The organism is Neisseria sp. P0001.S005, assembly GCF_051963715.1.
On the sequence record NZ_JBQCTZ010001110.1, the window covers coordinates 1 to 230 of the forward strand.

Genomic DNA, 230 nt, shown 5'->3' on the forward strand with positions numbered 1-230 from the left:
ACGAGCTGCAGGGCGTTTTTGAGGCGGATTTCGCGTGCGATTTCTTGGACGAGTTCGACTTCTGCGCCGGCCAGTGTACGGTTGGCGCCCAATACGTCGTAGCCGCCTTCTTTGCTGCGGACGACGGCGTTGGGGATGTCGGTTTCGCCGAGTACGACTTGGTAAACGCCGTTTTCGATGGTGGCTTTGTTGATGCCGCTGCCTGTGGTGGCGTTGCCTTGGGGGTCGAG

At 60.0% G+C, this 230-nt stretch carries 1 protein-coding gene; it reads right to left on the bottom strand.

Annotated features, from left to right (window positions below; genetic code table 11):
- Positions 1–230 (bottom strand): ParA family protein (locus ACTHSP_RS24235; RefSeq protein ID WP_440347249.1); only part of this gene is annotated, 230 nt, incomplete at both ends.